This window comes from Mesorhizobium sp. M1322 (genome assembly GCF_040318085.1).
In the GTDB taxonomy this organism is placed as follows: domain Bacteria; phylum Pseudomonadota; class Alphaproteobacteria; order Rhizobiales; family Rhizobiaceae; genus Mesorhizobium.
In genome coordinates this window covers 1-23,223 of sequence record NZ_JAMYLP010000048.1, presented here as the reverse complement: position 1 = coordinate 23,223, position 23,223 = coordinate 1, and the positions used below count along the sequence as shown (strand labels likewise).

Sequence of the window (23,223 nt, the reverse complement as noted above, 5' to 3'; positions counted from 1 at the left end):
CCGCGCCATTATGGCTGCGGGCGGCACCGCCATGGCGCTCAGGCAGCGGCCGGCGGACATTCAATTGCCCGGCACCCATGTTCATCCACACTCACAGCGGCGGGCGTTGCCCCGCAAGCTGCGGCTGACGGCTGCCGGGGGGAAACGAAATAATGCCCAACAAGATGCTGATAGACGCCTCCCACCCGGAGGAAACACGTGTTGTCGTCGTTCGCGGTAACCGTATTGAAGAATTCGACTTTGAATCCCAGGACAAGAAGCAGCTCAAAGGAAATATCTACCTCGCCCGCGTAACCCGCGTCGAACCCTCGCTTCAGGCAGCCTTTGTCGAATATGGCGGCAACCGTCACGGTTTCCTCGCCTTCAGTGAAATTCATCCCGACTACTACCAGATTCCGGTCGCCGACCGTCAGGCGCTGCTGCGCGCGGAAGCGCAGGAGGCTGAAGACGAGGACGATGAGGACGGCGAAAGCGACGACCGCCAGAGCCGCGATCGCGGGCGGCGCGGACGCCGGCGCGGCGGCAAGAGCCGCGATCGAGGCGAGCACAAGCGTGATGCAGGTGCGGCCGATTCGGACGATTCTGTCGAGTCCAACGACAGCGGTTCCAATGAGGGCGGCGAACACGGCGAGGATGCGGTCGCGGAGAACGTCGATGCCATTTCCCAAGATGTGGACACGCCCTCCGATACTTCGGAACATCTCGAGGATGTCGCCAGTCATGGTGAGGCGAGTCATGACAAGACGAGCCATGATGAGAGTGGGCCTTCCGAAGGCGGTCCCAGTTCCATCGCCGCCAGCATCGAAGCGGATGTGATTTCCGAAGCCGTGGCGCAGGCGGAGTCGGCCGGCGAAGCCACGTCCACCGACAATGATCGCGGCATGCTGGAAGAGGTGCAGTCCTCGCACCCGGACGACCATGAGGTCGAATCGGTCGGTGCCGAGGATGCACTCGAAGAAGCGCGCGACCGCCGCAAGCCGGTGCGCCGGCAGTACAAGATCCAGGAAGTGATCAAGCGCCGCCAGATCCTTCTGGTGCAGGTCGTGAAGGAAGAACGCGGTAACAAGGGCGCGGCGCTCACCACCTACCTGTCGCTTGCAGGCCGCTATTCGGTGCTGATGCCGAACACGGCGCGCGGCGGCGGCATCTCGCGCAAGATCACCAACGCACAGGACCGCAAGCGGCTGAAGGAGGTCGTCGCCGATCTCGAAGTGCCGCAGGGCATGGGCGTCATCCTGCGCACAGCCGGCGAAAGCCGCACCAAGGCCGAGATCAAGCGCGACTACGAATATCTGATGCGGCTTTGGGAAAACGTCCGCAATCTGACGCTGCAGTCCACGGCCCCTGCCCTGGTCTACGAGGAAGGCAGCCTGATCAAGCGCTCGGTACGCGATCTCTACAACAAGGACATCGACGAGATCCTTGTTTCCGGCGAAGAGGGCTATCGCGAGGCCAAGGACTTCATGCGCATGCTGATGCCGAGCCACGCCAAGGTCGTGCAGCCGTTCCGCGACACCACGCCGATCTTCGTACGCAATGGCATTGAGGCGCAGCTCGACCGCATGCTGCAGCCGCAGGTGACGCTGAAGAGCGGCGGCTATATCATCATCAACCAGACCGAAGCGCTGGTCGCCATCGACGTCAATTCGGGCCGCTCCACCAAGGAGCACTCGATCGAGGACACGGCGCTTCACACCAACCTGGAAGCGGCCGAAGAAGTCGCACGGCAGCTGAGGCTGCGCGATCTTGCCGGCCTGATCGTCATCGACTTCATCGACATGGAGGAGAACCGCAACAACCGCGCCGTCGAGAAGCGGCTGAAGGATCACCTCAAGAACGACCGCGCCCGCATCCAGGTCGGCCGCATCTCGCATTTCGGCCTGATGGAGATGTCGCGCCAGCGCATCCGTGCCAGCGTGCTGGAATCGACGATGAAGCCTTGCCCGCATTGCGGGGGCACCGGCCATGTGCGGTCCGATTCGTCTGTCGCGCTGATGGTGGTGCGGGCGATCGAGGAATTCCTGCTCAAGGACTCGCGCAGCCACATCACGGTGCGGACGCCGGCGGCGACCGCGCTCTATGTGCTCAACCACAAGCGCGGCACGCTGGTGGAACTCGAAAGCCGCTTCGGCCTGACCATCACCGTCGAAGCCGACGACACGGTCGGCGCCCAACACTATGCGATCTTCCGCGGCGCGCTGGCTGAAAAGCCTGAAGGCTTCGTCGAGGTGCGCACCTTGCCCGCCTATGTCGAGCCGGAAGAGCCCGCCGACGAAATCGTCGTCGAGGAGGAAGAAGACGAGGCCGTTGCACCGGCGGTGCAACCGCGCCAAGCTCAGCAGCCACAGCAGCCAAGGCCAAGCGAGGATGGCGAAGGCCGCGACCGCAAGCGCCGCAAGCGCCGCAGACGGCGCGGCGGCAAGGATCGCGACCGCGAGCATGGCGCCCCCGTGGAAGGCGCGTCCCTCTCGGCCAGTGCCGATGGCGTCTCCGAAGCCTCAAGCGATGAAGGCGTCGAAGCACAGCACGAGGTACCGGTCGGCATCGAGGCGGTGGAAACGTCGGATGACGGTCAAGGAGCGGATGAAGGTCAGGGCAAGAAGCGCCGGCGCGGCAAGCGCGGCGGCAAGCGCAATCGCCGTGAAGACGGCGAAGGCGAGGTCGATACAGGCACTGCAGAATCGGCTGACAGCCCTGAAGGCGAAGTCTTGGAGGGCGTAGCCGTCTCCAGCGAGCCGGTAGCAGCAACGCCGGTCGAAGAGCCTGTGGACCTTGCTCCGGCCAATGACGACACGCCGGGCGTCGAGAAGCCGAAGAAGCCGCGCCGCGCCGCCAAGCCGAAGAAGGCGGCGGCGGACGTCATCGCCGAGACGCCGGTAGCCGAGCCGGAAACCTCTACCGAGGCTCCCGCACCTGTTCCGGAGGAAACAGCCGTCGCCGCCGTCGACGACAAACCGAAGGTCCGCCCATCGCGACGCAAGCCTGTGCCGGTAGATGCTCCGGTTGAGCCGATCGTGTCTTCGACTGTTGCCGAAGAGGAAAAGACCGAGGAAAAGCCGAAGCGTGCCGGTTGGTGGCAGCGGAAAGGCTTCTTCTAAGCTTTTCGGCGGTTTAGCCTGATGTTTTGACCAAAGAATCCCGCGCTGTCCTGTCGACAGCGCGGGATTTTTCTTGTCTGAAGCGCCACAAGCTTTACGGCGCGAAGACCGACCAGTTCATCATCTTCGCCAGTCTTTCCAGCGCAATCGACCCCAGCCTGGAATTGCCGTTGGCGTTGAGGCCGGGCGACCAGACGGCAAGCGAGGCCACGCCCGGCACGATCGCCAAAATGCCGCCACCGACGCCGCTCTTGCCGGGAATGCCGACGCGAAAGGCGAAATCGCCGGAGCCGTCATAGTGACCGCAGGTCAGCATCATCGCGCCGATGCGGCGGGCGCGCTCGGCTGACACCACGGAATGGCCGGTCGCCGGGTTCTTGCCGCCATTGGCGAGGAAACGTCCTGCCAAAGCCAGTTGCCGGCAACTCATGGCGATGGCGCAATGATGGAAATAGACGCCCAGCGCCAGGTCCGGCGCGTGGTTGAGATTGCCGAAGGATTTCATGTAGTTGGCGAGCGCCAAGTTGCGAAAACCGGTGGCGCGTTCCGAAGCAGCGACTTCGCGGTCGATGATGATGGTCTCGTCGTCAGCCAGGAACTGGATGAAGCGCAGGATTTCGCCGATCGCCTCGCGCGGCTGGTGGCCGGCGAGCAGAATGTCGGAAATGACGATGGCGCCGGCATTGATGGACGGATTGCGCGGAATGCCGTTCTCGTGCTCGAGCTGGACGATCGAGTTGAACGGGTTGCCCGAAGGTTCGCGCCCGACACGCTGCCACAGCGCGTCGCCGACATTGCCGAGCGCCAATGTCAGCGTGAACACCTTCGAAATGCTCTGGATCGAAAACGGCTCATCGGCGTCGCCCGCCATCAGCACGCGACCGTCATTGGTCACAGCGGCAATACCGAACTTTTTCGGATCGACCTTGCCGAGTTGCGGAATGTAGGTCGCGACTTCGCCGCGATCCGTGCGCTCCGCCATTTCGGCGGCAATTTCGGTCAAAGCCTGTTCGAGTTCCGGCATTCGCGCTACTTCAGCCAACGTTCGAGGCGCATCATCGCCTCGACCATCTCATCGTGGCTGCCGGCATAGGAAAAGCGCATGGTTCGATGGCCTTGAAGCGGATCGAAATCGCGGCCGGGCGTTGCAGCCACATGCGCCTCGGCCAGCATCTTGCGCGCGAAGGCCATGCTGTCGTTGGTGTGCCTGGTGACATCGCAGAAGGCGTAGAACGCCCCGTCCATCGGTGCCGCCAGCGCAAAGCCGAGTTCGGGCAGGCGTTTGATCAAAAGCTCGCGATTCCCCGCGTAGCGCGCCTTCACCGCCTCCAATTCCCCGGTCGCCTTGAACGCCTCGATCGCAGCGATCTGGGACAGTTCCGGCGGTGAGATGTAGAGACTCTGGGCGATGCGCTCGACCGGCCGCGCCAATGGTTCCGGCAGCACCATCCAGCCGATGCGCCAACCGGTCATGCAGTAATATTTCGAGAAGGAATTGATCACCGTCACGTCCTGGTCGTAGGCAAGCGCCGTGGTGTCAGGCGCAGCGTAAGCCAGCCGGTGATAGATCTCGTCGGAGATCACGGCGATGCCGAGCTCTTGCGCCGTCGTCACCAGCGCCGACAGCTCGTCGGCGGGGATAATTGCCCCGGTCGGATTGGCCGGACTGGCGAACAACACGCCCTTCAGCGGTTTTTCGCGATGCGCGGCCTTCAGATGTTCGGCGTGGAGATAGGCATCACCGTGGAGCTCGATCTCGACGATCTCGATACCGAGCGCGGCCATGATGTTGCGATAGGCCGGATAGCCGGGCGCGGCGATGGCGACACGATCGCCTGGATCGAACATCGCCAGAAAGGCCAGGTTGAAGGCGGCCGACGATCCGGTGGTGACGGCGATCCGGCTGGGCGAGACGTCAAGCCCGTAGTGGTCCGCATAGTGCTGCGCGATGGCCTCGCGCAGGCTCGCAAGACCCAATGCGTCGGTGTAGCCGATGCGCCCCATCTTCAAAGCGTTCGTCGCCGCTTCCCTGACCCCAGCCGGCGCCGGATCGGACGGCTGGCCAACGGCCATGGAAACGACCGGTATGCCCTTTGCCCTCAGCCGATTCGCTTCCGCCAGAATGTCCATGGCGTGGAACGGCTCGACGTCGCCGCGACGCGAAAGCGATACAACCATTTGACCTCGTTCCTTGTCGGCCCTTGGGTCGGCCCTTGCCGGCTGCCGGCGCCGAGCTTGGCGTCCCGCGCCGCACAAATGCCCGATTGATGTGAGGATCACAAGTTCGGTAAAGTTTCAGTGCCGACTTTTCATCCTTCGCCCGCTCGTCTACCAGTGGACCTGCCATGTTGAGCCGACCCAAATCGATGATAGCCAGGGCAGCGCGCGCCTTCGCGACGGTTTCTCTTGCCGCGACGGTCGCTGTGACCGCCACGGCCAGCGCCTTCGCGCAAAACGTGCCGGTGGTGCGGGATGCCGAGATCGAAGCGCTGGTGCGCGACTATGCGCGGCCGATCTTCAGGGCCGCCGGCCTGCCGGAAGATGGCGTCGACATCGTGCTGGTCAACGACCAGAGTTTCAATGCCTTCGTTGCCGGGTCCCGCCTGTTCATCAACACCGGCGCCCTGATGTCGGCGGAGACGCCCAACGAGATCATCGGCGTCATCGCCCATGAAGCCGGCCACATTGCCGGCGGGCACCAGCAAAAGTTGCGCAACCAAATCGAACGCGCCAAAACGATGGCTATCATCGCGACGCTGCTTGGCGCTGGTGCCATCGCTGCCGGCGCCACCACCAAAAGCCGGGGCCTCGCCGGCGCCGGCATGGGGGTCGCGGCTGGCGGGGGCGAGATGGCGCAGCGCAGTATCCTCGCCTATCAGCGCACCGAAGAGATGACCGCCGACCGTTCGGCGATAACCTATCTCAATGCCACCGGCCAATCCGGCCTGGGCATGCTGAAGACCTTCGGCCGCTTTCAGAGCGCGCTCTCGCTGTCAGGGGCGCAGGTCGATCCCTACCGGATCAGCCATCCGCTGCCGCGGGAACGCATCGCCAATCTCGAAGTGCTGGTCAAGCAGAGCCCTTACGTCGACAAGGTCGATACGCCGGCACTGCAGCAGCGGCACGACATGATGCGGATCAAGATCGCCGCCTATATGGGAGGCAAGGCCGCCGCATCGCGGCTGATGCGCAAGAACCCGGGCAGCCTCGCCTCGCAATATGGCGACGCGCAGACGAGCTATCTTTTCGGCGATCTGGCCGGGGCGCTCGCCAAGACCAACGCGCTGATCAAGGCACAGCCGAAAAATCCTTATTTCCAGGAATTGCGCGGCGACATCCTGATGAAGGCGAACAGACCGAAGGCTGCCGCCGAAGCCTATGCCAAGGCGGTCAGCCTCGATCCGGCGCGATCCGGGCTGCTGTCGGTCTCCTACGGCCAGGCGCTGATGGCCATTGGCACGCCCGATTCCCTGGAGAAAGCGGTAGTGCAGATCAACAAGGGCCTCGGGCGCGACCGGGAAAACGCCGTCGGTTACCGCCATCTGGCGCAGGCCTATGGCGAACTCGGCAACATCCCGGCCGCGGATCTTGCAACCGCCGAAGGCCATTTCTATTCCGGCGCCTACAAGGATGCCAAGATCTTCGCAATGCGCGCACAGATGAAAATGAAGCGCGGCGAGCCGGGCTGGATCCGGGCGCAGGACATCATAAACTACGCACCATCCGGCAAGAAAAAGTGAACCTTCCGGCCGTGCGCGGCGACATGTAGTGGCCAATCGGGTCGGGCCGGAAACCAGGCAAGAGGATTAGGGACGATGAACAAGGCAATTCTGCTGGGCACCACGGGAGTGGCGGTGGCTCTCGCCATGCTGGGTTTCGGGTTCGTGACCGGAAGTCCGCAGACGGCAAAGGCCGATGCCGTGCAGATCGCCCAGGCGGCGCCCGCCGACACCAAGATCGACCGGGCCGAAGTCGAAGGCATCATCCGCGACTATCTCCTGAAGAACCCGGAAGTGCTGCTGGAGGCTCAGGAAGCGCTCGAGGCCAAGCAGAAGGAGGCGCAGCGCCTCGCCAGTCTCGCCATCATCAAAAATGCCAAGGACCAGATCTTCAACTCGGCCTTCGACGGCGTCGTCGGCAATCCGAACGGCAAGGTCACCATCGTCGAGTTCTACGATTACAATTGCGGCTACTGCAAACGCGCCATGGAGGACATGCAGACGCTGACGACAGCCGATCCGGACCTGCGCTTCGTGCTCAAAGAGTTCCCGATCCTCGGCCCGGATTCGCAGAAGGCGAGCGTCGTCTCGATGGCCTTCCACCTAATGATGCCGGAGAAATACGGCGAGTTCCACAACGCGCTGCTCGGCGCCCAGGGACGCGCCACCGAAGCGGCGGCCATCAAGGTAGCGCTTTCGCTCGGCGCCGACGAAGCAACGCTGCGCGAGAAGATGAAGGACCCGTCGATCGCCGAGGCCCTCTCCAAGACCTATGACCTTGCCAACAAGCTGGCCATCACCGGAACGCCCTCCTATGTGGTCGGCAACGAGGTGGTGTTCGGGGCGCTCGGCCAGGAAGTGCTGGCGGAGAAGATCGAGGCGGCCAAGGCCGCACTCTGATCGCCCGCTGGCTTTCGGCGCAAGCCATTTTCCGCCTGTTGTGGACAGCGAAAGAACCCACTTGCGCTCTTTTCGCAGGCGTCTAAGCCCATTATAGAGGACCGGCGCGCCGACTGATGCCGGCGCTGATGTGGTGGATTTGAAGTTCCTGCTACTTTGGTGGCATCAGCGTTCAGGAACTTCAAATCCACCACATCAGAAATGTATAAATTGCCAGTGTGGCTTTGAATCCGAAATTCGTTCAAAGCGCTGCTCCAAGGTATTGCGAATTTCGGATTCAAAATCACACTGGGAAAGGTCGGCATTTTGAAAACGGTTTTCGTCCTGAACGGTCCCAACCTTAACGCGCTCGGCAAGCGCGAGCCGGGCATCTATGGCGGCAAGACGCTTGCCTCGATCGCCGACGATTGCAAGCAGGCAGGTGCGGCACTTGGGCTCGAGATCGATTTCCGTCAGTCGAACCATGAGGGCGACCTCGTCGACTGGATACAGGAAGCCGCTGACAAGGCTGTCGGCATCGTCATCAATCCGGGCGCCTACAGCCACACCTCGATCGCCATTCACGACGCCATCCGCTCGGTCGCGCCATTACCCGTCGCCGAAGTTCATCTTTCCAACATCCATGCGCGGGAATCATTCCGCCACGTCTCCATGGTCTCGCCGGTCGCCGTCGGCATGATCTGCGGGTTCGGGCCGCTCGGCTACACACTGGCGCTGCAGGCGCTGGCCGCACGCCTATGACCGGCCAACAAACAGAAGGCTCGAAAATGTCGATAAAGAAGAATGGTGTTGACCAGCAACTTATCCGCGATCTGGCGGGCATACTGAACGACACCAACCTCACCGAGATCGAGGTCGAGCTGGGCGACTTGAAGGTGCGCGTGTCGCGACAGGCGCCGGCCGTCCATGCGGTCGCCGCACCGCAGCCCGCCTATGCGCCGCCGGCAGCGCAGCCGGCTGCCGCAGCCGCCCCGGCAGCGGCCGACGTGTCCAAGAATGCGGTGGCCTCCCCCATGGTCGGCACCGCCTACCTGGCGCCGTCGCCCGACGCCAAGGCGTTCATCGAGGTCGGCCAGCAGGTCAAGGAAGGCCAGACGCTGCTGATCATCGAGGCGATGAAGACGATGAATCAGATCCCCTCGCCCCGTGCCGGCACGGTGACGGCGATCCTGTTCGAGGATGCGCAGCCGGTCGAATATGGCATGCCGCTCGTCGTGATCGAGTAGAGCCGGGAACAGCCGCAAAATGTTCCAGAAAATCCTCATCGCCAATCGCGGCGAAATCGCTCTGAGGGTACTGCGCGCCTGCAAGGAGCTCGGCATCCAGACGGTGGTGGTGCATTCGACCGCCGACGCCGACGCCATGCATGTGCGGCTTGCCGACGAGAGCGTCTGCATCGGCCCGCCGCCGTCGCGCGACAGCTATCTCAACATCCACCAGATCGTCGCGGCCTGCGAGATCACCGGCGCCGACGCGGTGCATCCGGGCTACGGCTTCCTGTCGGAGAACGCCAAGTTCGCCGATATTCTCGCCGCGCACAACATCACCTTCATCGGCCCGTCCGGCGATCACATCCGCATCATGGGCGACAAGATCGAGGCCAAGCGCACCGCAAAGCGTCTCGGCATTCCGGTGGTGCCCGGGTCCGACGGCGCGGTCACCGAGGAAAAGGAAGCCAGGCGCATCGCCGCCGAGATCGGCTATCCCGTAATCATCAAGGCGTCGGCCGGCGGCGGCGGACGCGGCATGAAAGTGGCGCGCAGCGAAGCCGATCTTGTCGTCGCGCTGCAGACGGCGCGCTCGGAAGCCGGTGCGGCCTTCGGCGACGACGCCGTCTACATCGAGAAGTATCTCGAAAAGCCGCGCCACATCGAGGTCCAGGTGTTCGGTGACGGTGCCGGCCGCGGCGTGCATTTCGGCGAACGCGACTGTTCGCTGCAGCGCCGCCACCAGAAGGTCTGGGAAGAGGCGCCCTCGCCGGCGCTCAATGCCGAGGAGCGCGCGCATATCGGCGGTGTCTGTGCCAGGGCTATCGCCGATCTCGGCTACTCCGGCGCCGGCACCATCGAATTCCTCTACGAGAACGGCGAGTTCTACTTCATCGAGATGAACACGCGCCTGCAGGTCGAGCATCCGGTGACGGAGGCGATCACCGGCATCGACCTCGTGCATGAGCAGATCCGCGTCGCTTCGGGCGGTGGGCTTTCCATGCGCCAGGAAGAGATCCGCTTTCAGGGCCACGCCATCGAATGCCGCATCAATGCCGAGGATCCGCGCACCTTCACCCCCTCGCCCGGCACGATCACTCACTTCCACACGCCGGGCGGCCTCGGCATCCGTGTCGATTCCGGCGTCTATTCCGGCTACAGGATCCCGCCCTACTACGACAGCCTGATCGGCAAGCTGATCGTGCACGGCCGCAACCGCGTCGAATGCATGATGCGGCTGCGGCGGGCGCTCGACGAATTCGTCGTCGACGGCATCAAGACGACGCTGCCGCTGTTTCGCGATCTCGTCGGCAATGCCGACATCGCCAATGGCGAGTATGACATCCACTGGCTGGAAAAATATCTGGCCGAAGAGGATTAGGTCGTGAACTTATAGAATATAATGTCGCGATGACCCGTCCCTACGCACCAGGCTATCGCATTCCGACCGACCTGTTGCTCAAGGCCTATGCCTCGGGCGTCTTCCCGATGGCCGAAAGCGCCACCGATCCCGAAGTGTTCTGGGTACGGCCAGAGACGCGCGGCATCATCCCTCTCGATGGTTTTCATACGCCCAAAAGCCTGAGGAAGGCGATCCGGAAAAACCTGTTCGATATCCGTTTCGATTTCGACTTCGAGGCGACCATTGATGGCTGCGCCGAGAGGCGCGAGGAACGCCGGTCGACCTGGATCAATGCGCCGATCCGCGAGGCCTATGTCGAACTCCACCGGATGGGCCATTGCCATTCGGTCGAAGCCTGGCGCGAGGGTCGGCTGGTTGGCGGCCTCTACGGCGTGTCGCTCGGCCGGGTGTTCTTCGGCGAAAGCATGTTCGCCAGGGAAACGGACGCGTCGAAGGTCTGCCTGGTGCATCTGGTCGAGCGCCTGAAGGAACGGCGCTTTGCGCTGCTCGACACGCAGTTCACCACCGAGCACCTCAAACGTTTCGGCGCGGTCGACGTGCCGAGGGGCAAGTATGAAAAGATGCTGGCCGACGCGCTGAAGGGCGAAGCGGTCTTTTTCCCATGATCTGCGCCAGGGTCAGTTTTTTGCGGCAGGCTCAAGAGGCGTCTGCGCGTGGAACATCATCTTCCAGCCATTGACGCGATGGACATAACCGGTGCTGACCAGCGCCGCATAAGGCTCGCCATTCTCGCGAGTGGCATGGGCCTCATAGGTCAGCATGACAATGTCGCTGCCCGGCTCGATGATGCCCTTGAGGTTGATGTCGAGATCGCGCCAGCGGTTCGGGTCCGTCGCGGTTTCGGCCAGATCGGCGTTACTCATCGTTTGCGCCATCTGTGGGAAAGCCACCAGGCATTCGGTGTCGGCATTGGCTTTGAAATAGGCAGCGTCGCCGGTCCAGAACCCTCTTTCGAGGTCGAGCAGTTCGTCCTTGTTGGCCATCATGGGAACATCTCCGTACCGCCAGCCATGACCAACGCACGGAGAATAAGGCGGTTCCGGAGGCTCAGTATGTGATCCCGAACAGGAGATCCCCGCGCGCCCGCTCTAATTGGATTTAGCCGCGTCGGGTGCCGGCACCTCCGACCTCTGCTTGCAGCCCTTCAGCCAGACATCGTAGACCGCGTGCTCGACGGCGTTGAGGCCGGGGCTTTCGGCAAACATCCAGCCGGTGAAGATGCGGCGGATTTTGCGATCCAGCGTGATCTCGTCGACCTCGACGAAGGAATCGGTCTTCGGCTCTTCGGTTTGCGGCCGCGAATAGCAGATGCGGGGCGTCACCTGCAAAGCACCGAACTGCACCGTCTCGTCGATATAAACATCGAAGGTGATGATGCGGCCGGTGATCTTGTCGATGCCGGCGAATTCGGCGACGGGATTGGTGATGCGTTCCGGTGCCGCCGGTGCCGCCGGCGCCACTGTCGCCTCCGGTTCCACTGGCGCCCCCGGTTCCATTGGCGCCTCCAGCTCCATCGGTGCCCCCGGTTCCACTGGCGCCTCCAGCTCCATCGGTGCCCCCGGTTCCACTGGCGCCTCCAGCTCCATCGGTGCCCCCGGTTCCACTGGCGCCTCAAGCGTCTGTGCGGCGGCCATGGCGCAAGCGGCAAAAGCGGCGGCGATCGTCAGTCCGCCCATCGAGATTCGGCTGAAAATGCTCATGCAAGGGTCCGGTGGTTTGCGCCGGGGCGATTCTGTCGCGCCCAAGGCTAGTCGCTGCTGTCAGATCGGCAAGCAGCTAAACGCCAATTGTGGCGATAAAGGACCGATCCGCCTCGGCGAGCGGTTACGACCCCGGCGTCCAGGCGTCGTAATCGCCCGTCACCTGCGGGCGGTGCTGATTGGTGAGTATGGAGCCCTTGGGGCGATAGGCGGCGGCACTTCCGGTGAGGTTCGGCTGATGCGGCTTCTGCCAGTCGCGTGGCTGATAGTTTTCGCTCGGCGGCGCGGCATCGACGCGGTGATGCATCCAGCCATGCCAGCCTGGCGGAATCATCGAGGCTTCCGAATAGTCCCGATAGATGACCCAGCGGCGGGTGCGGCCTTCCGAATCGACACCACCCTCGTAGTAGACGTTGCCGGCCTCGTCCTGCCCGACTTTCTTGCCATGCCGCCAGGTGTGGAAGCGCGTGCCCAGCGTCTGGCTGTTCCACCAGGTGAAAAACTGCAGAAGGAAAGTCTTCATCCAAATCCTCGCGGCGGCAGCAGCGGCGCCTGTTTCCTGCTTATGGCGTCAGGTCATCGCTAAGGCAAGGGTTTTGCCGCAAGAGCCGCGCAAATGGCCGTCGGAAAACCGATGCACCGTGGCAAGCCTTTCGCGTCTTGTCGAGGCATGCCTTGCCAAGGCTGCCTCGTCTTTCTAAAGCTCTGCGCGTCCATGCAGGTACCCAGCTTGATTGACGGTTGAGGGAGGTAAAGATGGCCCCGGATGCATCCGACCCTGAGCTGCGGATCAGTGCCAGCTCCATTCGCCTGCGCAAGGGCGGCGTCCCGGTCGTCTGCCTCACCGCCTATACCTATCCCGTCGCTCGCCTGCTCGATGAGCATGTCGACCTGCTTCTGGTCGGCGACAGCGTCGCCATGGTTCTCCATGGCCACAAGACCACGCTGGGCGCCTCGCTGGAGATGATGATCGCCCATGGACAAGCGGTGATGCGAGGTTCAGCCAAGGCCTGCGTGGTGGTCGACATGCCGGCCGGAAGCTATGAGGGTTCGGCCGCGCAGGCCGTCGCCTCGGCGCGGCGGATCGCCGGCGAAACCGGTTGCCAGGCCGTCAAGCTGGAGGGCGGCGTCACCGTTGCCGGGCAAATCGCGGCGATCGTCGCGGCCGGCATTCCGGTCATGGGACATATCGGCTTGCAGCCGCAATCGGTGGAAAGCGACGGCGGCTACAGGATCAAAGGCCGGACCGAGGAGAATGTGACGGCGCTTTATCGCGACGCCGACGCGGTCGAGAAGGCCGGCGCGTTTTCTGTGGTCATCGAAGGCACCGTCGAGACCGTCGCCGCCGACCTCACCCGGCATATTTCCATTCCAACCATCGGCATCGGCGCCAGCGGCGACTGCGACGGTCAGATCCTGGTCATCGACGACATCGTCGGCCTGACCGTCGACCGGGTGCCGAAATTCGTCAAGCAATATGCCGACCTGCGCAGCGTCATATCGCAGGCGGCAGCCAGCTATGCAGCGGAGGTGCGAAGCCGGACATTCCCCGGCCCGGGCCACGTCTTTTCCGCCGCAGCCGACAAGAACGAAGCATGAGCCGGCCTCTCGTCGTCGACAGCGTCGCCGCCCTTCGTGCGCAAATCCGTGGCTGGCGTCGCGATGGCCTGAGCGTTGCCATGGTGCCGACCATGGGTGCGCTGCATGACGGCCATGTCTCGCTGATCAGGATCGCGCTGGAAAAGGCCGATCGCTGCGTTGTCTCAATCTTTGTCAACCCGACGCAGTTCGCGCCGAGCGAAGACCTCGACAAATATCCGCGCCAGCTCGCCCGCGACCTCGACCGGCTGGCCGAGGCCGGCGCACAACTCGCTTTCACCCCTGGTGTGGCGGAGATGTACCCGGCCGGCTTCGCCACCAGGATCTCGGTCGGCGGGCCAGCCGCCGGGCTGGAATCGGATTTCCGACCGACCTTCTTCGACGGCGTCGCGACGGTCGTGGCAAAGCTGTTCCTGCAGGCGTCGCCCGACTATGCGGTCTTCGGTGCAAAGGACTACCAGCAGCTTTGCGTCGTCAGGCAGCTCTGCCGCGACCTCGATCTGCCGGTGGAAATCATCGGCGCGCCAACGGTACGCGACGCACATGGCCTCGCCATGTCCTCACGCAATGCCTATCTGAGCGAAGCCGAGCTCGAGGTGGCGCGCCAGCTCAACGCCATCTTGCGCCGGACGGCGGCGGCACTAGCGGCAGGCGCGGATGAAGGCAGCGCGACCGCCGAGGCCAGCCGCGCGCTCGTCAGGGCCGGCTTCGACAAGGTCGACTATGTCGCGGCGCGCGAAAGCCTGACGCTTGCCCCGTGGCGACGGAACCATGACGCACGCCTGCTCGCAGCCGCCTGGCTGGGCAAGACCCGGCTCATCGACAATGTGGAAGTTCCCTCAGCCTAAAGCGCGTCGCGTTTGGATGGATTCATGCGACACGCTTTAAGTTCTTGTTGTTGTGCATGTCATTATTGCAAAACCGCTGCGCACCCTCGGGTCAGGCCCGAGGGCATGCTTTTGCGCGACGCGCATTAGGCCAATCAGGCGACCTTGAGATCCTTCATCGCCTTCTCGTAGACATCTTTGATCGGCTTGGATAAGTCTTCGGCGGCTTTCGTCGCCGCCGCCTGAAACTCCTTGCCCTGCTCGACGGTCTTTTCCACCTGCATGCGCAGGAAGGCAGTCTGCAGTTCGATGAACTCGGAGGGCGATTTCACGGCAACCAGGGCTTCGAGGTGAGAAAAGCTGGCCTCAGCATTTGCGCGCAGCGCGGCGATGGTCTTCAGCGACAGCTCATTGCCAGCGGTCTTGGCTGTTTCGAAGGATGCTTCGAGAGCCTTCTGGGTCGCTTCGGCGCCGGTCGCCAATTTCGATAAGGCTTCTTTCGACTGCTCGACGCCCTTTTCGGCGACAGCGCGGAACTGATCGGTTGCCTCGGTCGGGACTCCTGCGTTCTCGATGATTTCAGCAGTTTTATCAGCGGTCTTGGTCATAGTTTCCATCCTTTGCGGTGGGCGACCTTGTAGAAAAGCCGTCTCGTTCATCTAGCAGCCTGACGTTACGGCATCTGCAGTGCATTGCAATATTTTTGTGCGTCGCACCATGCCTTTTTTGCCTCAGCGTTTGCCACTACTGAATTCATGCCTGCGGGTGTGTTTTGCGGACGGCAGCTGAGAAAAGTGCACTGTCACCGTAGTTCCAAGCTTCGAGGTTGCGACCTAGTTCAGGCAATCCGCATATTTTCAGACCTTTGTGGATGACATCTTCAGAATCCAAGCTACCAAGTCGGCTCCGCTACAATTCGGCCAAAATCATGGTGCGGTCCTGCGCGCTCCAGGAGCGCAGCATCGTGCTCGGCTGGAAGAGAACGATTCCTGGCGCGCGGACCCCTAATCTTGATACCGGCACATGTCGAGCGGCTGCTCCCCTATCTGTTCCTGCTTGCATTGATCTGCATCGCGGTCGCCTTCCGGCCGCTGCTGCCTGTCGATGAAACGCGATATCTCAGCGTCACCTGGGAGATGTATCTGAGCGGGCAGATCTTCGTTCCGACGATGAATTTCGCGCCCTATCTGCAAAAGCCGCCGCTGCTGTTCTGGCTTATCGATCTGGCTTGGGACATTTTCGGCGCAAGCCGGGTTGCCGCGATGCTCGTCATCTTCGTCGTCTCGTCGCTCGTCATCTGGCTGACGACGCGTCTGGCAAAAACCCTCTTTCCCGGGCGCGACGACATCGCAAGCCGTATCCCCTGGCTCGTCGCCGGAAGCACCATCTTCGTCATTTATTCGACGCTGATTCTGTTCGACATGCTGCTGACGGTCTTCGTGCTCGCCGCGCTTTTGTCGTTGCTTGCCTTTGCCACAAGCGGCAACCGTTGGCACGCCGTGCTGGCAGGATTGTTCATCGGACTGGGTGTTTTGACGAAGGGTCCGGTGGTGCTCATCCATGTCGGCGCCCCCGTCCTGCTCTATCCGTTCTGGCGCGATCGGCAGGCCGGGCTGGCGACGCCGAAATTCTTCGCCGGGGCGGGTCTGGCAATTCTCGCCGCATTGATCCCAGTGGCGATCTGGCTGGTGCCGGCAACCATCCAGACGAAAGGCAACTTCGTCTACGATCTCGTCTGGAACCAGTCGGCAGGGCGTGTCACCGGCAACCTGCACAACTCCCACGGCCGGCCGTTCTATTTCTATGTCGTGCTGCTGCCGATCATGCTTATGCCGTGGATCTTCATACCCGAAATGTGGCGGCTGAAGCTGGGCGCCCGGATACGTGGCCTTATCGATACGAGATCGCCGGACCTGCGCGCGCTGCGCCTGCTGTCGTTTTCGTTCGTCGCGATTTTACTGGTTTTCAGCGCGATATCCGGCAAGCAGCCTCACTATGTCGTGCCGATGTTGCCATTTGCGACCATTCTTTTCGGATATTTCATGGCGGAGATTCCACTCGCGAGGCTCAGAAACTCGGCCTTCGCCCTGCTCGCCATTTTCGGCATCGGTCATGCCGTAGCATCAGCGACAGCTTTCAAACGCGAAGATCTCATGCCACTGGCCAACTTCATCGATGGGCGAAAGAATGCCGACTGGGCTGTCGCCTTCGATTACCAGGACGAGGTCGGCTTCCTCGCCCGGTTGCAGAAGCCGTTGGAAAGCACCGACAATGCCGAGGAATGGCTGCGCTCGCATCCTGGCGGCTATGTCATCGACAAATCTAAAGACCCTGGCACGTCGGAGCAAATCGCTTTCCGCCTTCACGTCGAGCGAGGCTATCTTGTCGTCCTTAGGGGACAACATTGACGCGCCGCAACCGACCGGCGCTGCCCGTAAAACGCAACCGACTGCGACATATCCGGGCAGGCAAATCTATCCGATCGCCTTCTCGAGAATCAGCGCCGGCAGCCCTGAACCACCGCCGCAATCGGCGGTGTTGCCGGCGGGCAAAAACCCTTTCAAGCGGTAGAAGGCGACGGCCGAAGCGTTTGCCTCTTCCACTTCGACACGCAGCGTCCGCGCTTCCGGAAAGCTGGCCTCGACCTCTTTTAGCAACGCCTGGCCGATCCCTTGTCTCTGGCAGGCCGGATGCACGTAGAGCTGGTTCAGCATGACGATCTTGGCATCGGTGGTGGCTGCGGCGAAAGCCATGCCGCCGATGCGATTGCCGTCGTCTGCGACCAGGAATTCGGAATTCGGTCGTGTCAGCCGCGCCTGGAGCGAGGCGATCGAATGCCATTCGTCAGTGATCTCGGTGACTTTGGCAGCACCATAGATGGCGTCATAGGTGGCGTGCCAGGTTTCGACCAGCAGCGCGCGGACCGCGGCAAGATCGCGCTCGCCGGCGGTGCGGACGAACATCATCCTATTCGATCCCGAGCTTGGCCTTGACGAGGTCGTTGACCGCTTGCGGGTTGGCCTTGCCGCCTGTCGCCTTCATCACCTGGCCGACGAACCAGCCGGCCATGCTCGGCTTGGCGCGCGCCTGCTCGACCTTGTCCGGATTGGCTGATATCACCTCGTCGACCGCCTTTTCGATGGCGCCGGTGTCGGTCACCTGCTTCATGCCGCGGCTTTCGACCAGCTGGCGCGGATCGCCGCCCTCTTTCCAGACGATCTCGAATAAATCCTTGGCGATCTTGCCGGAGATGGTGCCCTCCTTGATCAGGTCGATGACCGCGCCGAGCTGATCGGGCGAAACCGGAGCATTTTCAATGCCCTTGCCGGCTCTGTTCAACGCACCCAGCAGATCGTTGATGACCCAGTTGGCGGCGAGCTTGCCGTCGCGACCAGCGGCTACCTTCTCAAAATAGTCGGCGACCGCCTTTTCCGACACCAGGATCGAGGCGTCATAGGTCGACAGGCCAAGCGAGGAGATCAGCCGCGCCTTCTTGGCGTCGGGCAGTTCAGGCAGATCCTTTGCCAGCGCATCGACATAGGCTTGGTCGAATTCCAGCGGCAGAAGGTCGGGATCCGGGAAATAGCGGTAGTCGTGCGCTTCTTCCTTGGAACGCATCGAGCGCGTCTCGCCTTTGTTGGGGTCGAACAACCGCGTTTCCTGGTCGATTTTGCCGCCATCCTCAAGGATGGCGATCTGGCGGCGCGCCTCGTAGTCGATGGCCTGGCCGATGAAGCGGATGGAGTTGACGTTCTTGATCTCGCAGCGCGTGCCGAATTCGCCGCCGGGCCGACGCACCGAGACGTTGACGTCGGCGCGCAGCGAACCTTCGTCCATATTGCCGTCGCAAGTGCCGAGATAGCGCACGATAGTGCGCAGCTTGGTGACATAGGCCTTGGCCTCGTCGGCGGAGCGCATATCGGGTTTGGAGACGATCTCCATCAGCGCCACGCCGGAGCGGTTGAGGTCGACATAGGACATCGTCGCATGCTGGTCGTGCATCGACTTGCCGGCATCCTGCTCCAGGTGCAGGCGCTCGATGCCGACCTCGATATCCTCGAACTCGCCCTGCCGGTCCGGGCCGACGGAGACGATCACCTTGCCCTCGCCGACGATCGGCTGTTTGAACTGCGAGATCTGGTAGCCCTGCGGCAAATCGGGATAAAAATAGTTCTTCCGGTCGAAGACCGACTTATGGTTGATCTCGGCCTTCAGCCCGAGGCCGGTGCGGATCGCCTGCTTGACGCATTCCTCGTTGATGACCGGCAGCATGCCCGGCATCGCGGCATCGACGAGGCTGACATTGACGTTTGGCGGCGCGCCGAAAGCCGTCGAGGCGCCGGAGAACAGCTTTGCTTGCGAGGTCACCTGCGCGTGCACCTCGAGGCCGATAATGATCTCCCAGTCGTCGGTGGCGCCTGATATCAGGCGTTTGGCGTCGGGCGTGCGGGTATCGATGAGGGTCATAATGGCCTGCGAGTTATCGGTGACGGAATTCAATTCCCAACGTGAATTCCGTCACTCGCTAGTGCAAACCACCAAAAGAGACAAGCGCAAAGCCGAAGCCGACGCTTCACATCGAATCCAGCCGGCCGGCTAAGAAATAAGGCGTCACGCCGTCGCGATGTAGGCCCTGATCTCCGCGGCCTCGCGCTCGACATCCTCGATGCGCCGCTTGACCACATCGCCTATTGACACGATGCCGTCGAGCAGGCCGTCCTTTTCCACCGGCAGATGGCGGAAACGGCCACTGGTCATGATCTCCATGACCTCGTTGACGGTGTGGTTCTCATTACAGATCTTCACCTTGGGCGTCATTGCCGAACGCACCGCGATATCCAGTGCGGCGGCTCCTTCCCTGGCGAGGACCCGCACGACATCGCGCTCGGAAAGAATGCCGACGATCTTGTGATCGCCATTGGTGATGACCAGCGCACCGATCCTGTGTTCGGCCAGGATGCGAATGGCCTCGCTCAGCTTTTCGTTCGGCCCGAGCGTCAACACGTCATGGCCTTTCTGCTCGAGAATTGCCTTAACAGTCATGGCGTCCTCCTCAGTTTTACTTGCCGGTTCCTGCCCTGACCGGCTTTCGATAGTGCCAGACATCGTGCGCCGCGATCGATTGCTTTTCAAGTGCGGCGAGCCTTAAGCCGTGAACTCATCCGGCTGCTGCCGTCGATCAAAAGCGCGCAGCCCGAAAAAGCCGGCGACGAAACCGCCAATATGAGCCTCCCAGGCGATCTGGCTGTCGATGCCGGGCGCGAAGGCAACGAGGCCGGTGGCGAGATTGATCACCATCCAGACGGCAAGAAAAGTCACAACGCCGCGCGAGCGGAACACCGCCGCCATCGGCAGCGGCGCGCCGGCGAAGGCGGCTTTGCCGGACGAGCGGTCGGTGCGGAAGCCAAAGCGGGCGGCGGCCCCCATCATGCCGGAAATCGCCCCGGATGCGCCGACCAGCGGCGCCTGGCCGAGCGGATGCACGGCCCAGAACAGCACCACCGCTGCCAGCCCCGTCGCCGCGAAGAACAGGCTGATACGAAGCGCGCCGAAGCGGTTCGCCAACGGTGAGCCGAAAGCCGCCAGCCACACCATGTTCACGGCAAGATGAGCAAAGCCGCCATGCAGGAAGGCATAAGTGAAGGGGCTCGAAAACGCGTAGAAATCGAGGTCGAAGCGACCGGAATAGCGGATCGGAATGAAGGCGGTCCGGATCAGCAGGGAGAAATCCTGGTCCTCGGTGAGCCAGTAGAACCGGATCAGATGAACGACGACGCAGATGCCGATCAGCGCCAGCACAACCGGAGGCATATTGAATACCGGCTCGCGACGACGCTCCGGCTCGCCGCCGACAGGTCCGCCCTCGCCCTGTTCGATTTCCGATGGGCTTGCTGGTTCGCTCATATGGCTCGCACTCAGTCGCTGGACTCGACTTCGCGAGCATGTAGATCACAGTCACCCGATTCACAAAGGGCGAATCGCCCCATGCAATTCAAAACCGGGGCGAATCAAAATTGGCGCGAATCAAAAAGAAGCCGTCCAAGGTTGCCCTTGAACGGCTGGTCGAGCCCCCATGCTCCCCCAAACTCTTGACTGAACTGCTGCCGATCGCTGCGAAACGACCGCTTCTGGAGTGGTTTTAGCGTGCCACGGGCGTAGGCGGGGCGCAACGTAAACCACTTGTTAACCTTAACGACCCCGAGCCGTGAACAAGTGTTAACGATGCTGGCACGCATCCTGCTCCGCAACGCATGTAGGTCCTCGGAGGGCGCCCTTCTGTTCACCGATGGGACATCAGACGACAGATTGCGCGGAGCAGCATAACATGAACCAGAACGGATCGATCACGCTGTTCCATTATTGGAACCGGCTGCGTGACGGGCGCCCTGCCCCGAAGCGTTCGGAAGTCGAGCCGGCCGACATCAAGTCGCTGCTGGCCGACACATTCATCCTGGAAAAGGATACACGCGGCGAAGCGGTATTCCGGCTCGCCGGCACCAGGCTTTGCGCGGTCTATGGCCGTGAACTCAAGGGGTTTTCCTTTCCCTCGCTGTGGCGCGAGAAGGACCAGCGGCTTGTCTCAAAACTGATCCATGGCGTCTTCGATCAGAAATCTGTAGTGCTCATCACCTATGAAGGTTTCAGCCGCACCGACCGTTCCAGCAAGTTCGAGCTGCTCGCCCTGCCGCTCGACGGCGGCGTCGAAAATCCGCGCTGCCTCGGCGTGATAAGCGCCGCTGAAAAACCCTTCTGGCTGGGCGCGGATCCGATCGCCGACGCCATGATCGATACGATCCGTGTGGTCGATCCAGAGAATGAACCGACATTCCTCAAGAACCGGCCGGCCATCGACGTTCCCTCGCTTGTCCCGTCGGAACTCGATCCGCCCCAGACGATTTCGGCGCTCGGCCAGGCGCGCCGCATCCGCCATCTGGTCGTGTTCGACGGCGGGCGCGGGGAATAATGTAAAATCCTAAAGTAGCGGTGTCAGGCTTTCCCCTTTGTTAACCCGCTTCGCTGTAGCTTTCTGACGAAGTTCCTCGCATCAACGCGCGGAATGCCAGACGGGGTGTAGGCAGTCATGAGGTCAGCGGCGGTCGACACCGCGCCGTCCCGAGCTGAAAGGCGTAACTTTCAGCGCGTTCGCGTGAAGATCTACGGACGCTTCATGCTGGAGGATCGCACCGAACACCCGTGCCAGGTAGTCGACATGTCGCCGGGCAATGTAGCGCTTCGCACCGAGCGCATCGGCATGCCGGGCGAGAAAGTCATCGCCTATATCGATCACATCGGCCGCATCGAAGGCGTCGTTACCCGCATCTTGCAGGATGGTTTCGCGATGACGGTCATCGCCTCGGAACGCAAGAAGGACAAGCTTGCCGCGCAGTTGACCTGGCTCGCCAACAAGCACGAGCTCGATCTGCCGGAAGATCGTCGTCACGAACGCGTGGCACCGCGCAATCCGACCAGCGTGCTTCAGCTCAGTGATGGGCGCCAGTACCAGTGCCGCATCATCGACCTGTCGCTTTCGGGCGCCGCGGTCGAGATCGACGTCAAGCCGGCAATCGGCATCCAGGTCATGCTCGGCACGATGCGCGGCCAGGTGGTGCGCCATTTCGAGGACGGCGTCGCCATCGAGTTCGCCGTCATCCAGCGGCCCGAAACGCTCGATTCCGAATTCAACGCATCCGGCACCTGACAAACAGCAAACCGGCCCATTTCTCAGGGCAATCGCTTCAGACAAACGATGGCGTCCAATTGGCGTGAAGGCGATCCGTTGTCGATGTCGCCTCAAGCGATTGTGCGATCCATTTCAGCCGGTTTTTTGTCGACCTGCATTGACCGACACGGCTCCCGCGAAAATCGCCTGAACAATTTTATACTGAAACGATTCAAATTTTATGTTTATTCTATAGGCGTTTTACTTAATGTCTACTTCGTGCCTTTGCGTCGAATAAATCCAATCGTGTCATTGTCTCCTCAAACGGGGAGACTGGACGATGAAGAAGACGAGGGGCAAGCTGTTGCTCTTGGCAATGGCGATGCAGCTTACCGCCTGGGGAACGGCGTACGCAGCGGGACCTGCCTTCATGCACACCGGCAGCCGCACCACACAGCCGGTCGGCCATTACGAGTTCTGTCAGCAGATTCCGCAGGAATGCAATCAGCGGACGCCGAAGCAGGCGCCGATCGAACTGACCCGCAAGCTGTGGGCGAAGATCGTAAGCATCAACAATTCGGTCAACAGCAAGATCGCACCGCGCACCGACATGGAACTGTGGGGCAAGGAAGAAGTCTGGTCCTATCCCAGCAGCGGGTTCGGCGACTGCGAGGACTATGCGCTGGCGAAGCGCCGCGCCCTGATGAGCATCGGCGTTCCGGCCGGCGACCTGCTGATGACGGTTGCGCGCCAGCCGAACGGAGACGGCCACGCGGTGCTGACCGTGCGCACCAGCCTCGGAGAGTTCATCCTCGACAATCTGGAAACCAGGGTGCTGTCCTGGACCGCCACCGACTACACCTACCTGAAGCGCCAATCGAGCCAGAATTCGGGCGCTTGGGTAACGATCAACGACGGCCGCTCCGACGCGGTCGCCAGCGTCCGCTAAGGACGCATGCAAAAACCCGGTCGAGTCCCCCCCCAACCCCGGCCCCCCCACCGGATTATTGGCCCCACCCCGAGCCCCGGCCCCGCCCCACCATTAAGGCAGCCCCCCCGACGACCCAAAAAATCCGAAACACTGGACGG

General features: G+C 62.1%; 23 protein-coding genes. 13 read left to right on the top strand and 10 right to left on the bottom strand.

Annotated features, from left to right (window positions below; all coding sequences use genetic code 11):
* Nucleotides 1-152 precede the first annotated feature (152 nt).
* Nucleotides 153-3,098: an Rne/Rng family ribonuclease gene (locus tag NKH12_RS18250; RefSeq protein WP_352954405.1), complete on the top strand. Its 2,946-nt coding sequence runs from the start codon at nucleotides 153-155 to the stop codon at nucleotides 3,096-3,098.
* A 94-nt stretch (nucleotides 3,099-3,192) separates the two neighbouring features.
* Here the strand turns inward: NKH12_RS18250 and NKH12_RS18245 are convergent, their stop codons facing one another.
* Together NKH12_RS18245 and NKH12_RS18240 are read right to left on the bottom strand one after the other, a co-directional pair.
* On the bottom strand, nucleotides 3,193-4,122 hold the full coding sequence (locus NKH12_RS18245) for a glutaminase (RefSeq protein WP_352954404.1): 930 nt from the start codon (nucleotides 4,120-4,122) through the stop codon (nucleotides 3,193-3,195).
* Between the two features lie 5 nt (nucleotides 4,123-4,127).
* The gene (locus tag NKH12_RS18240) at nucleotides 4,128-5,276 is read right to left on the bottom strand and encodes a pyridoxal phosphate-dependent aminotransferase (RefSeq protein ID WP_352954403.1); all 1,149 of its coding nucleotides are present in this window, start codon (nucleotides 5,274-5,276) and stop codon (nucleotides 4,128-4,130) included.
* Nucleotides 5,277-5,443: 167 nt separating this feature from the next.
* Here NKH12_RS18240 and NKH12_RS18235 point away from each other — a divergent pair, with 167 nt between their 5' ends.
* From NKH12_RS18235 to aat, 6 genes are all read left to right on the top strand, one after another.
* On the top strand, nucleotides 5,444-6,838 hold the full coding sequence (locus NKH12_RS18235) for a M48 family metalloprotease (protein ID WP_352954402.1): 1,395 nt from the start codon (nucleotides 5,444-5,446) through the stop codon (nucleotides 6,836-6,838).
* 75 nt (nucleotides 6,839-6,913) lie between these two features.
* Nucleotides 6,914-7,717 (top strand): DsbA family protein, encoded by an 804-nt coding sequence (locus NKH12_RS18230; RefSeq protein ID WP_352954401.1) that lies wholly within the window; start codon nucleotides 6,914-6,916, stop codon nucleotides 7,715-7,717.
* Between the two features lie 306 nt (nucleotides 7,718-8,023).
* Entirely contained in the window at nucleotides 8,024-8,458 is a 435-nt protein-coding gene (gene aroQ, locus NKH12_RS18225) for a type II 3-dehydroquinate dehydratase (protein ID WP_352954400.1), read from the top strand.
* 26 nt (nucleotides 8,459-8,484) lie between these two features.
* Complete coding sequence (gene accB, locus NKH12_RS18220) at nucleotides 8,485-8,943, top strand: acetyl-CoA carboxylase biotin carboxyl carrier protein (RefSeq protein ID WP_029353815.1); 459 nt, start codon at nucleotides 8,485-8,487, stop codon at nucleotides 8,941-8,943.
* 19 nt (nucleotides 8,944-8,962) lie between these two features.
* Complete coding sequence (gene accC / locus NKH12_RS18215) at nucleotides 8,963-10,306, top strand: acetyl-CoA carboxylase biotin carboxylase subunit (RefSeq protein WP_352954399.1); 1,344 nt, start codon at nucleotides 8,963-8,965, stop codon at nucleotides 10,304-10,306.
* A gap of 29 nt (nucleotides 10,307-10,335) precedes the next feature.
* Entirely contained in the window at nucleotides 10,336-10,953 is a 618-nt protein-coding gene (gene aat, locus NKH12_RS18210) for a leucyl/phenylalanyl-tRNA--protein transferase (RefSeq protein ID WP_027154458.1), read from the top strand.
* A gap of 12 nt (nucleotides 10,954-10,965) precedes the next feature.
* Here aat and NKH12_RS18205 read toward each other — a convergent pair whose 3' ends face one another.
* From NKH12_RS18205 to NKH12_RS18195, 3 genes are all read right to left on the bottom strand, one after another.
* Nucleotides 10,966-11,334, bottom strand: a complete 369-nt coding sequence (locus NKH12_RS18205; protein WP_352954398.1) for a hypothetical protein — start codon at nucleotides 11,332-11,334, stop codon at nucleotides 10,966-10,968.
* Nucleotides 11,335-11,436: 102 nt separating this feature from the next.
* Nucleotides 11,437-11,844 (bottom strand): DUF2155 domain-containing protein, encoded by a 408-nt coding sequence (locus tag NKH12_RS18200; RefSeq protein ID WP_502910812.1) that lies wholly within the window; start codon nucleotides 11,842-11,844, stop codon nucleotides 11,437-11,439.
* A 328-nt stretch (nucleotides 11,845-12,172) separates the two neighbouring features.
* The gene (locus NKH12_RS18195) at nucleotides 12,173-12,571 is read right to left on the bottom strand and encodes an NADH:ubiquinone oxidoreductase subunit NDUFA12 (RefSeq protein WP_352954397.1); all 399 of its coding nucleotides are present in this window, start codon (nucleotides 12,569-12,571) and stop codon (nucleotides 12,173-12,175) included.
* A gap of 233 nt (nucleotides 12,572-12,804) precedes the next feature.
* On the opposite strand from NKH12_RS18195, the gene panB reads away from it, so the two are divergent.
* The gene (panB, locus tag NKH12_RS18190; protein ID WP_352954396.1) at nucleotides 12,805-13,647 is read left to right on the top strand and encodes a 3-methyl-2-oxobutanoate hydroxymethyltransferase; all 843 of its coding nucleotides are present in this window, start codon (nucleotides 12,805-12,807) and stop codon (nucleotides 13,645-13,647) included.
* Entirely contained in the window at nucleotides 13,644-14,495 is an 852-nt protein-coding gene (gene panC / locus NKH12_RS18185; protein ID WP_352954395.1) for a pantoate--beta-alanine ligase, read from the top strand. The genes panB and panC overlap by 4 nt, the downstream gene beginning before the upstream one ends.
* Nucleotides 14,496-14,629: 134 nt before the next feature.
* On the opposite strand, the gene NKH12_RS18180 is transcribed toward panC, so the two are convergent.
* Complete coding sequence (locus NKH12_RS18180; protein ID WP_352954422.1) at nucleotides 14,630-15,082, bottom strand: phasin; 453 nt, start codon at nucleotides 15,080-15,082, stop codon at nucleotides 14,630-14,632.
* Nucleotides 15,083-15,484: 402 nt separating this feature from the next.
* Here NKH12_RS18180 and NKH12_RS18175 point away from each other — a divergent pair, with 402 nt between their 5' ends.
* Complete coding sequence (locus NKH12_RS18175) at nucleotides 15,485-16,882, top strand: ArnT family glycosyltransferase (RefSeq protein ID WP_352954394.1); 1,398 nt, start codon at nucleotides 15,485-15,487, stop codon at nucleotides 16,880-16,882.
* A 66-nt stretch (nucleotides 16,883-16,948) separates the two neighbouring features.
* Here NKH12_RS18175 and NKH12_RS18170 read toward each other — a convergent pair whose 3' ends face one another.
* The 4 genes from NKH12_RS18170 to NKH12_RS18155 all read right to left on the bottom strand — a co-directional run bounded on the left by NKH12_RS18170 (nucleotide 16,949) and on the right by NKH12_RS18155 (nucleotide 20,378).
* A complete protein-coding gene (locus NKH12_RS18170; protein ID WP_352954421.1) occupies nucleotides 16,949-17,437 on the bottom strand; it encodes a GNAT family N-acetyltransferase in 489 nt (162 codons plus the stop codon).
* Between the two features lie 4 nt (nucleotides 17,438-17,441).
* Nucleotides 17,442-18,941, bottom strand: a complete 1,500-nt coding sequence (gene gatB, locus NKH12_RS18165) for an Asp-tRNA(Asn)/Glu-tRNA(Gln) amidotransferase subunit GatB (protein WP_352954393.1) — start codon at nucleotides 18,939-18,941, stop codon at nucleotides 17,442-17,444.
* Between the two features lie 144 nt (nucleotides 18,942-19,085).
* A complete protein-coding gene (locus tag NKH12_RS18160; RefSeq protein ID WP_023798170.1) occupies nucleotides 19,086-19,517 on the bottom strand; it encodes a CBS domain-containing protein in 432 nt (143 codons plus the stop codon).
* A gap of 102 nt (nucleotides 19,518-19,619) precedes the next feature.
* Entirely contained in the window at nucleotides 19,620-20,378 is a 759-nt protein-coding gene (locus tag NKH12_RS18155) for a rhomboid family intramembrane serine protease (protein WP_352954392.1), read from the bottom strand.
* 421 nt (nucleotides 20,379-20,799) lie between these two features.
* Between NKH12_RS18155 and NKH12_RS18150 the strand changes: the two genes are divergently transcribed.
* The 3 genes from NKH12_RS18150 (at nucleotide 20,800) to NKH12_RS18140 (ending at nucleotide 23,083) form a co-directional block, all read left to right on the top strand.
* Entirely contained in the window at nucleotides 20,800-21,438 is a 639-nt protein-coding gene (locus tag NKH12_RS18150; RefSeq protein WP_352954391.1) for a PAS domain-containing protein, read from the top strand.
* A 117-nt stretch (nucleotides 21,439-21,555) separates the two neighbouring features.
* Entirely contained in the window at nucleotides 21,556-22,173 is a 618-nt protein-coding gene (locus tag NKH12_RS18145; protein WP_095492016.1) for a PilZ domain-containing protein, read from the top strand.
* 301 nt (nucleotides 22,174-22,474) lie between these two features.
* The gene (locus NKH12_RS18140; protein WP_502910811.1) at nucleotides 22,475-23,083 is read left to right on the top strand and encodes a transglutaminase-like cysteine peptidase; all 609 of its coding nucleotides are present in this window, start codon (nucleotides 22,475-22,477) and stop codon (nucleotides 23,081-23,083) included.
* The last annotated feature ends 140 nt before the right edge of the window (nucleotides 23,084-23,223 follow it).

Coding starts and splice junctions, on each gene's coding strand:
- NKH12_RS18250 (WP_352954405.1), top strand. CDS start 153: ATGCCCAACAAGATGCTGATAGACGCCTCCCACCCGGAGGAAACACGT.
- NKH12_RS18245 (WP_352954404.1), bottom strand. CDS start 4,122: ATGCCGGAACTCGAACAGGCTTTGACCGAAATTGCCGCCGAAATGGCG.
- NKH12_RS18240 (WP_352954403.1), bottom strand. CDS start 5,276: ATGGTTGTATCGCTTTCGCGTCGCGGCGACGTCGAGCCGTTCCACGCC.
- NKH12_RS18235 (WP_352954402.1), top strand. CDS start 5,444: ATGTTGAGCCGACCCAAATCGATGATAGCCAGGGCAGCGCGCGCCTTC.
- NKH12_RS18230 (WP_352954401.1), top strand. CDS start 6,914: ATGAACAAGGCAATTCTGCTGGGCACCACGGGAGTGGCGGTGGCTCTC.
- accB (WP_029353815.1), top strand. CDS start 8,485: ATGTCGATAAAGAAGAATGGTGTTGACCAGCAACTTATCCGCGATCTG.
- accC (WP_352954399.1), top strand. CDS start 8,963: ATGTTCCAGAAAATCCTCATCGCCAATCGCGGCGAAATCGCTCTGAGG.
- aat (WP_027154458.1), top strand. CDS start 10,336: ATGACCCGTCCCTACGCACCAGGCTATCGCATTCCGACCGACCTGTTG.
- NKH12_RS18205 (WP_352954398.1), bottom strand. CDS start 11,334: ATGATGGCCAACAAGGACGAACTGCTCGACCTCGAAAGAGGGTTCTGG.
- NKH12_RS18200 (WP_502910812.1), bottom strand. CDS start 11,844: ATGGAACCGGGGGCGCCAGTGGAACCGGAGGCGACAGTGGCGCCGGCG.
- NKH12_RS18195 (WP_352954397.1), bottom strand. CDS start 12,571: ATGAAGACTTTCCTTCTGCAGTTTTTCACCTGGTGGAACAGCCAGACG.
- panB (WP_352954396.1), top strand. CDS start 12,805: ATGGCCCCGGATGCATCCGACCCTGAGCTGCGGATCAGTGCCAGCTCC.
- panC (WP_352954395.1), top strand. CDS start 13,644: ATGAGCCGGCCTCTCGTCGTCGACAGCGTCGCCGCCCTTCGTGCGCAA.
- NKH12_RS18180 (WP_352954422.1), bottom strand. CDS start 15,082: ATGACCAAGACCGCTGATAAAACTGCTGAAATCATCGAGAACGCAGGA.
- NKH12_RS18170 (WP_352954421.1), bottom strand. CDS start 17,437: ATGTTCGTCCGCACCGCCGGCGAGCGCGATCTTGCCGCGGTCCGCGCG.
- gatB (WP_352954393.1), bottom strand. CDS start 18,941: ATGACCCTCATCGATACCCGCACGCCCGACGCCAAACGCCTGATATCA.
- NKH12_RS18160 (WP_023798170.1), bottom strand. CDS start 19,517: ATGACTGTTAAGGCAATTCTCGAGCAGAAAGGCCATGACGTGTTGACG.
- NKH12_RS18155 (WP_352954392.1), bottom strand. CDS start 20,378: ATGAGCGAACCAGCAAGCCCATCGGAAATCGAACAGGGCGAGGGCGGA.
- NKH12_RS18150 (WP_352954391.1), top strand. CDS start 20,800: ATGAACCAGAACGGATCGATCACGCTGTTCCATTATTGGAACCGGCTG.
- NKH12_RS18145 (WP_095492016.1), top strand. CDS start 21,556: ATGAGGTCAGCGGCGGTCGACACCGCGCCGTCCCGAGCTGAAAGGCGT.
- NKH12_RS18140 (WP_502910811.1), top strand. CDS start 22,475: ATGAAGAAGACGAGGGGCAAGCTGTTGCTCTTGGCAATGGCGATGCAG.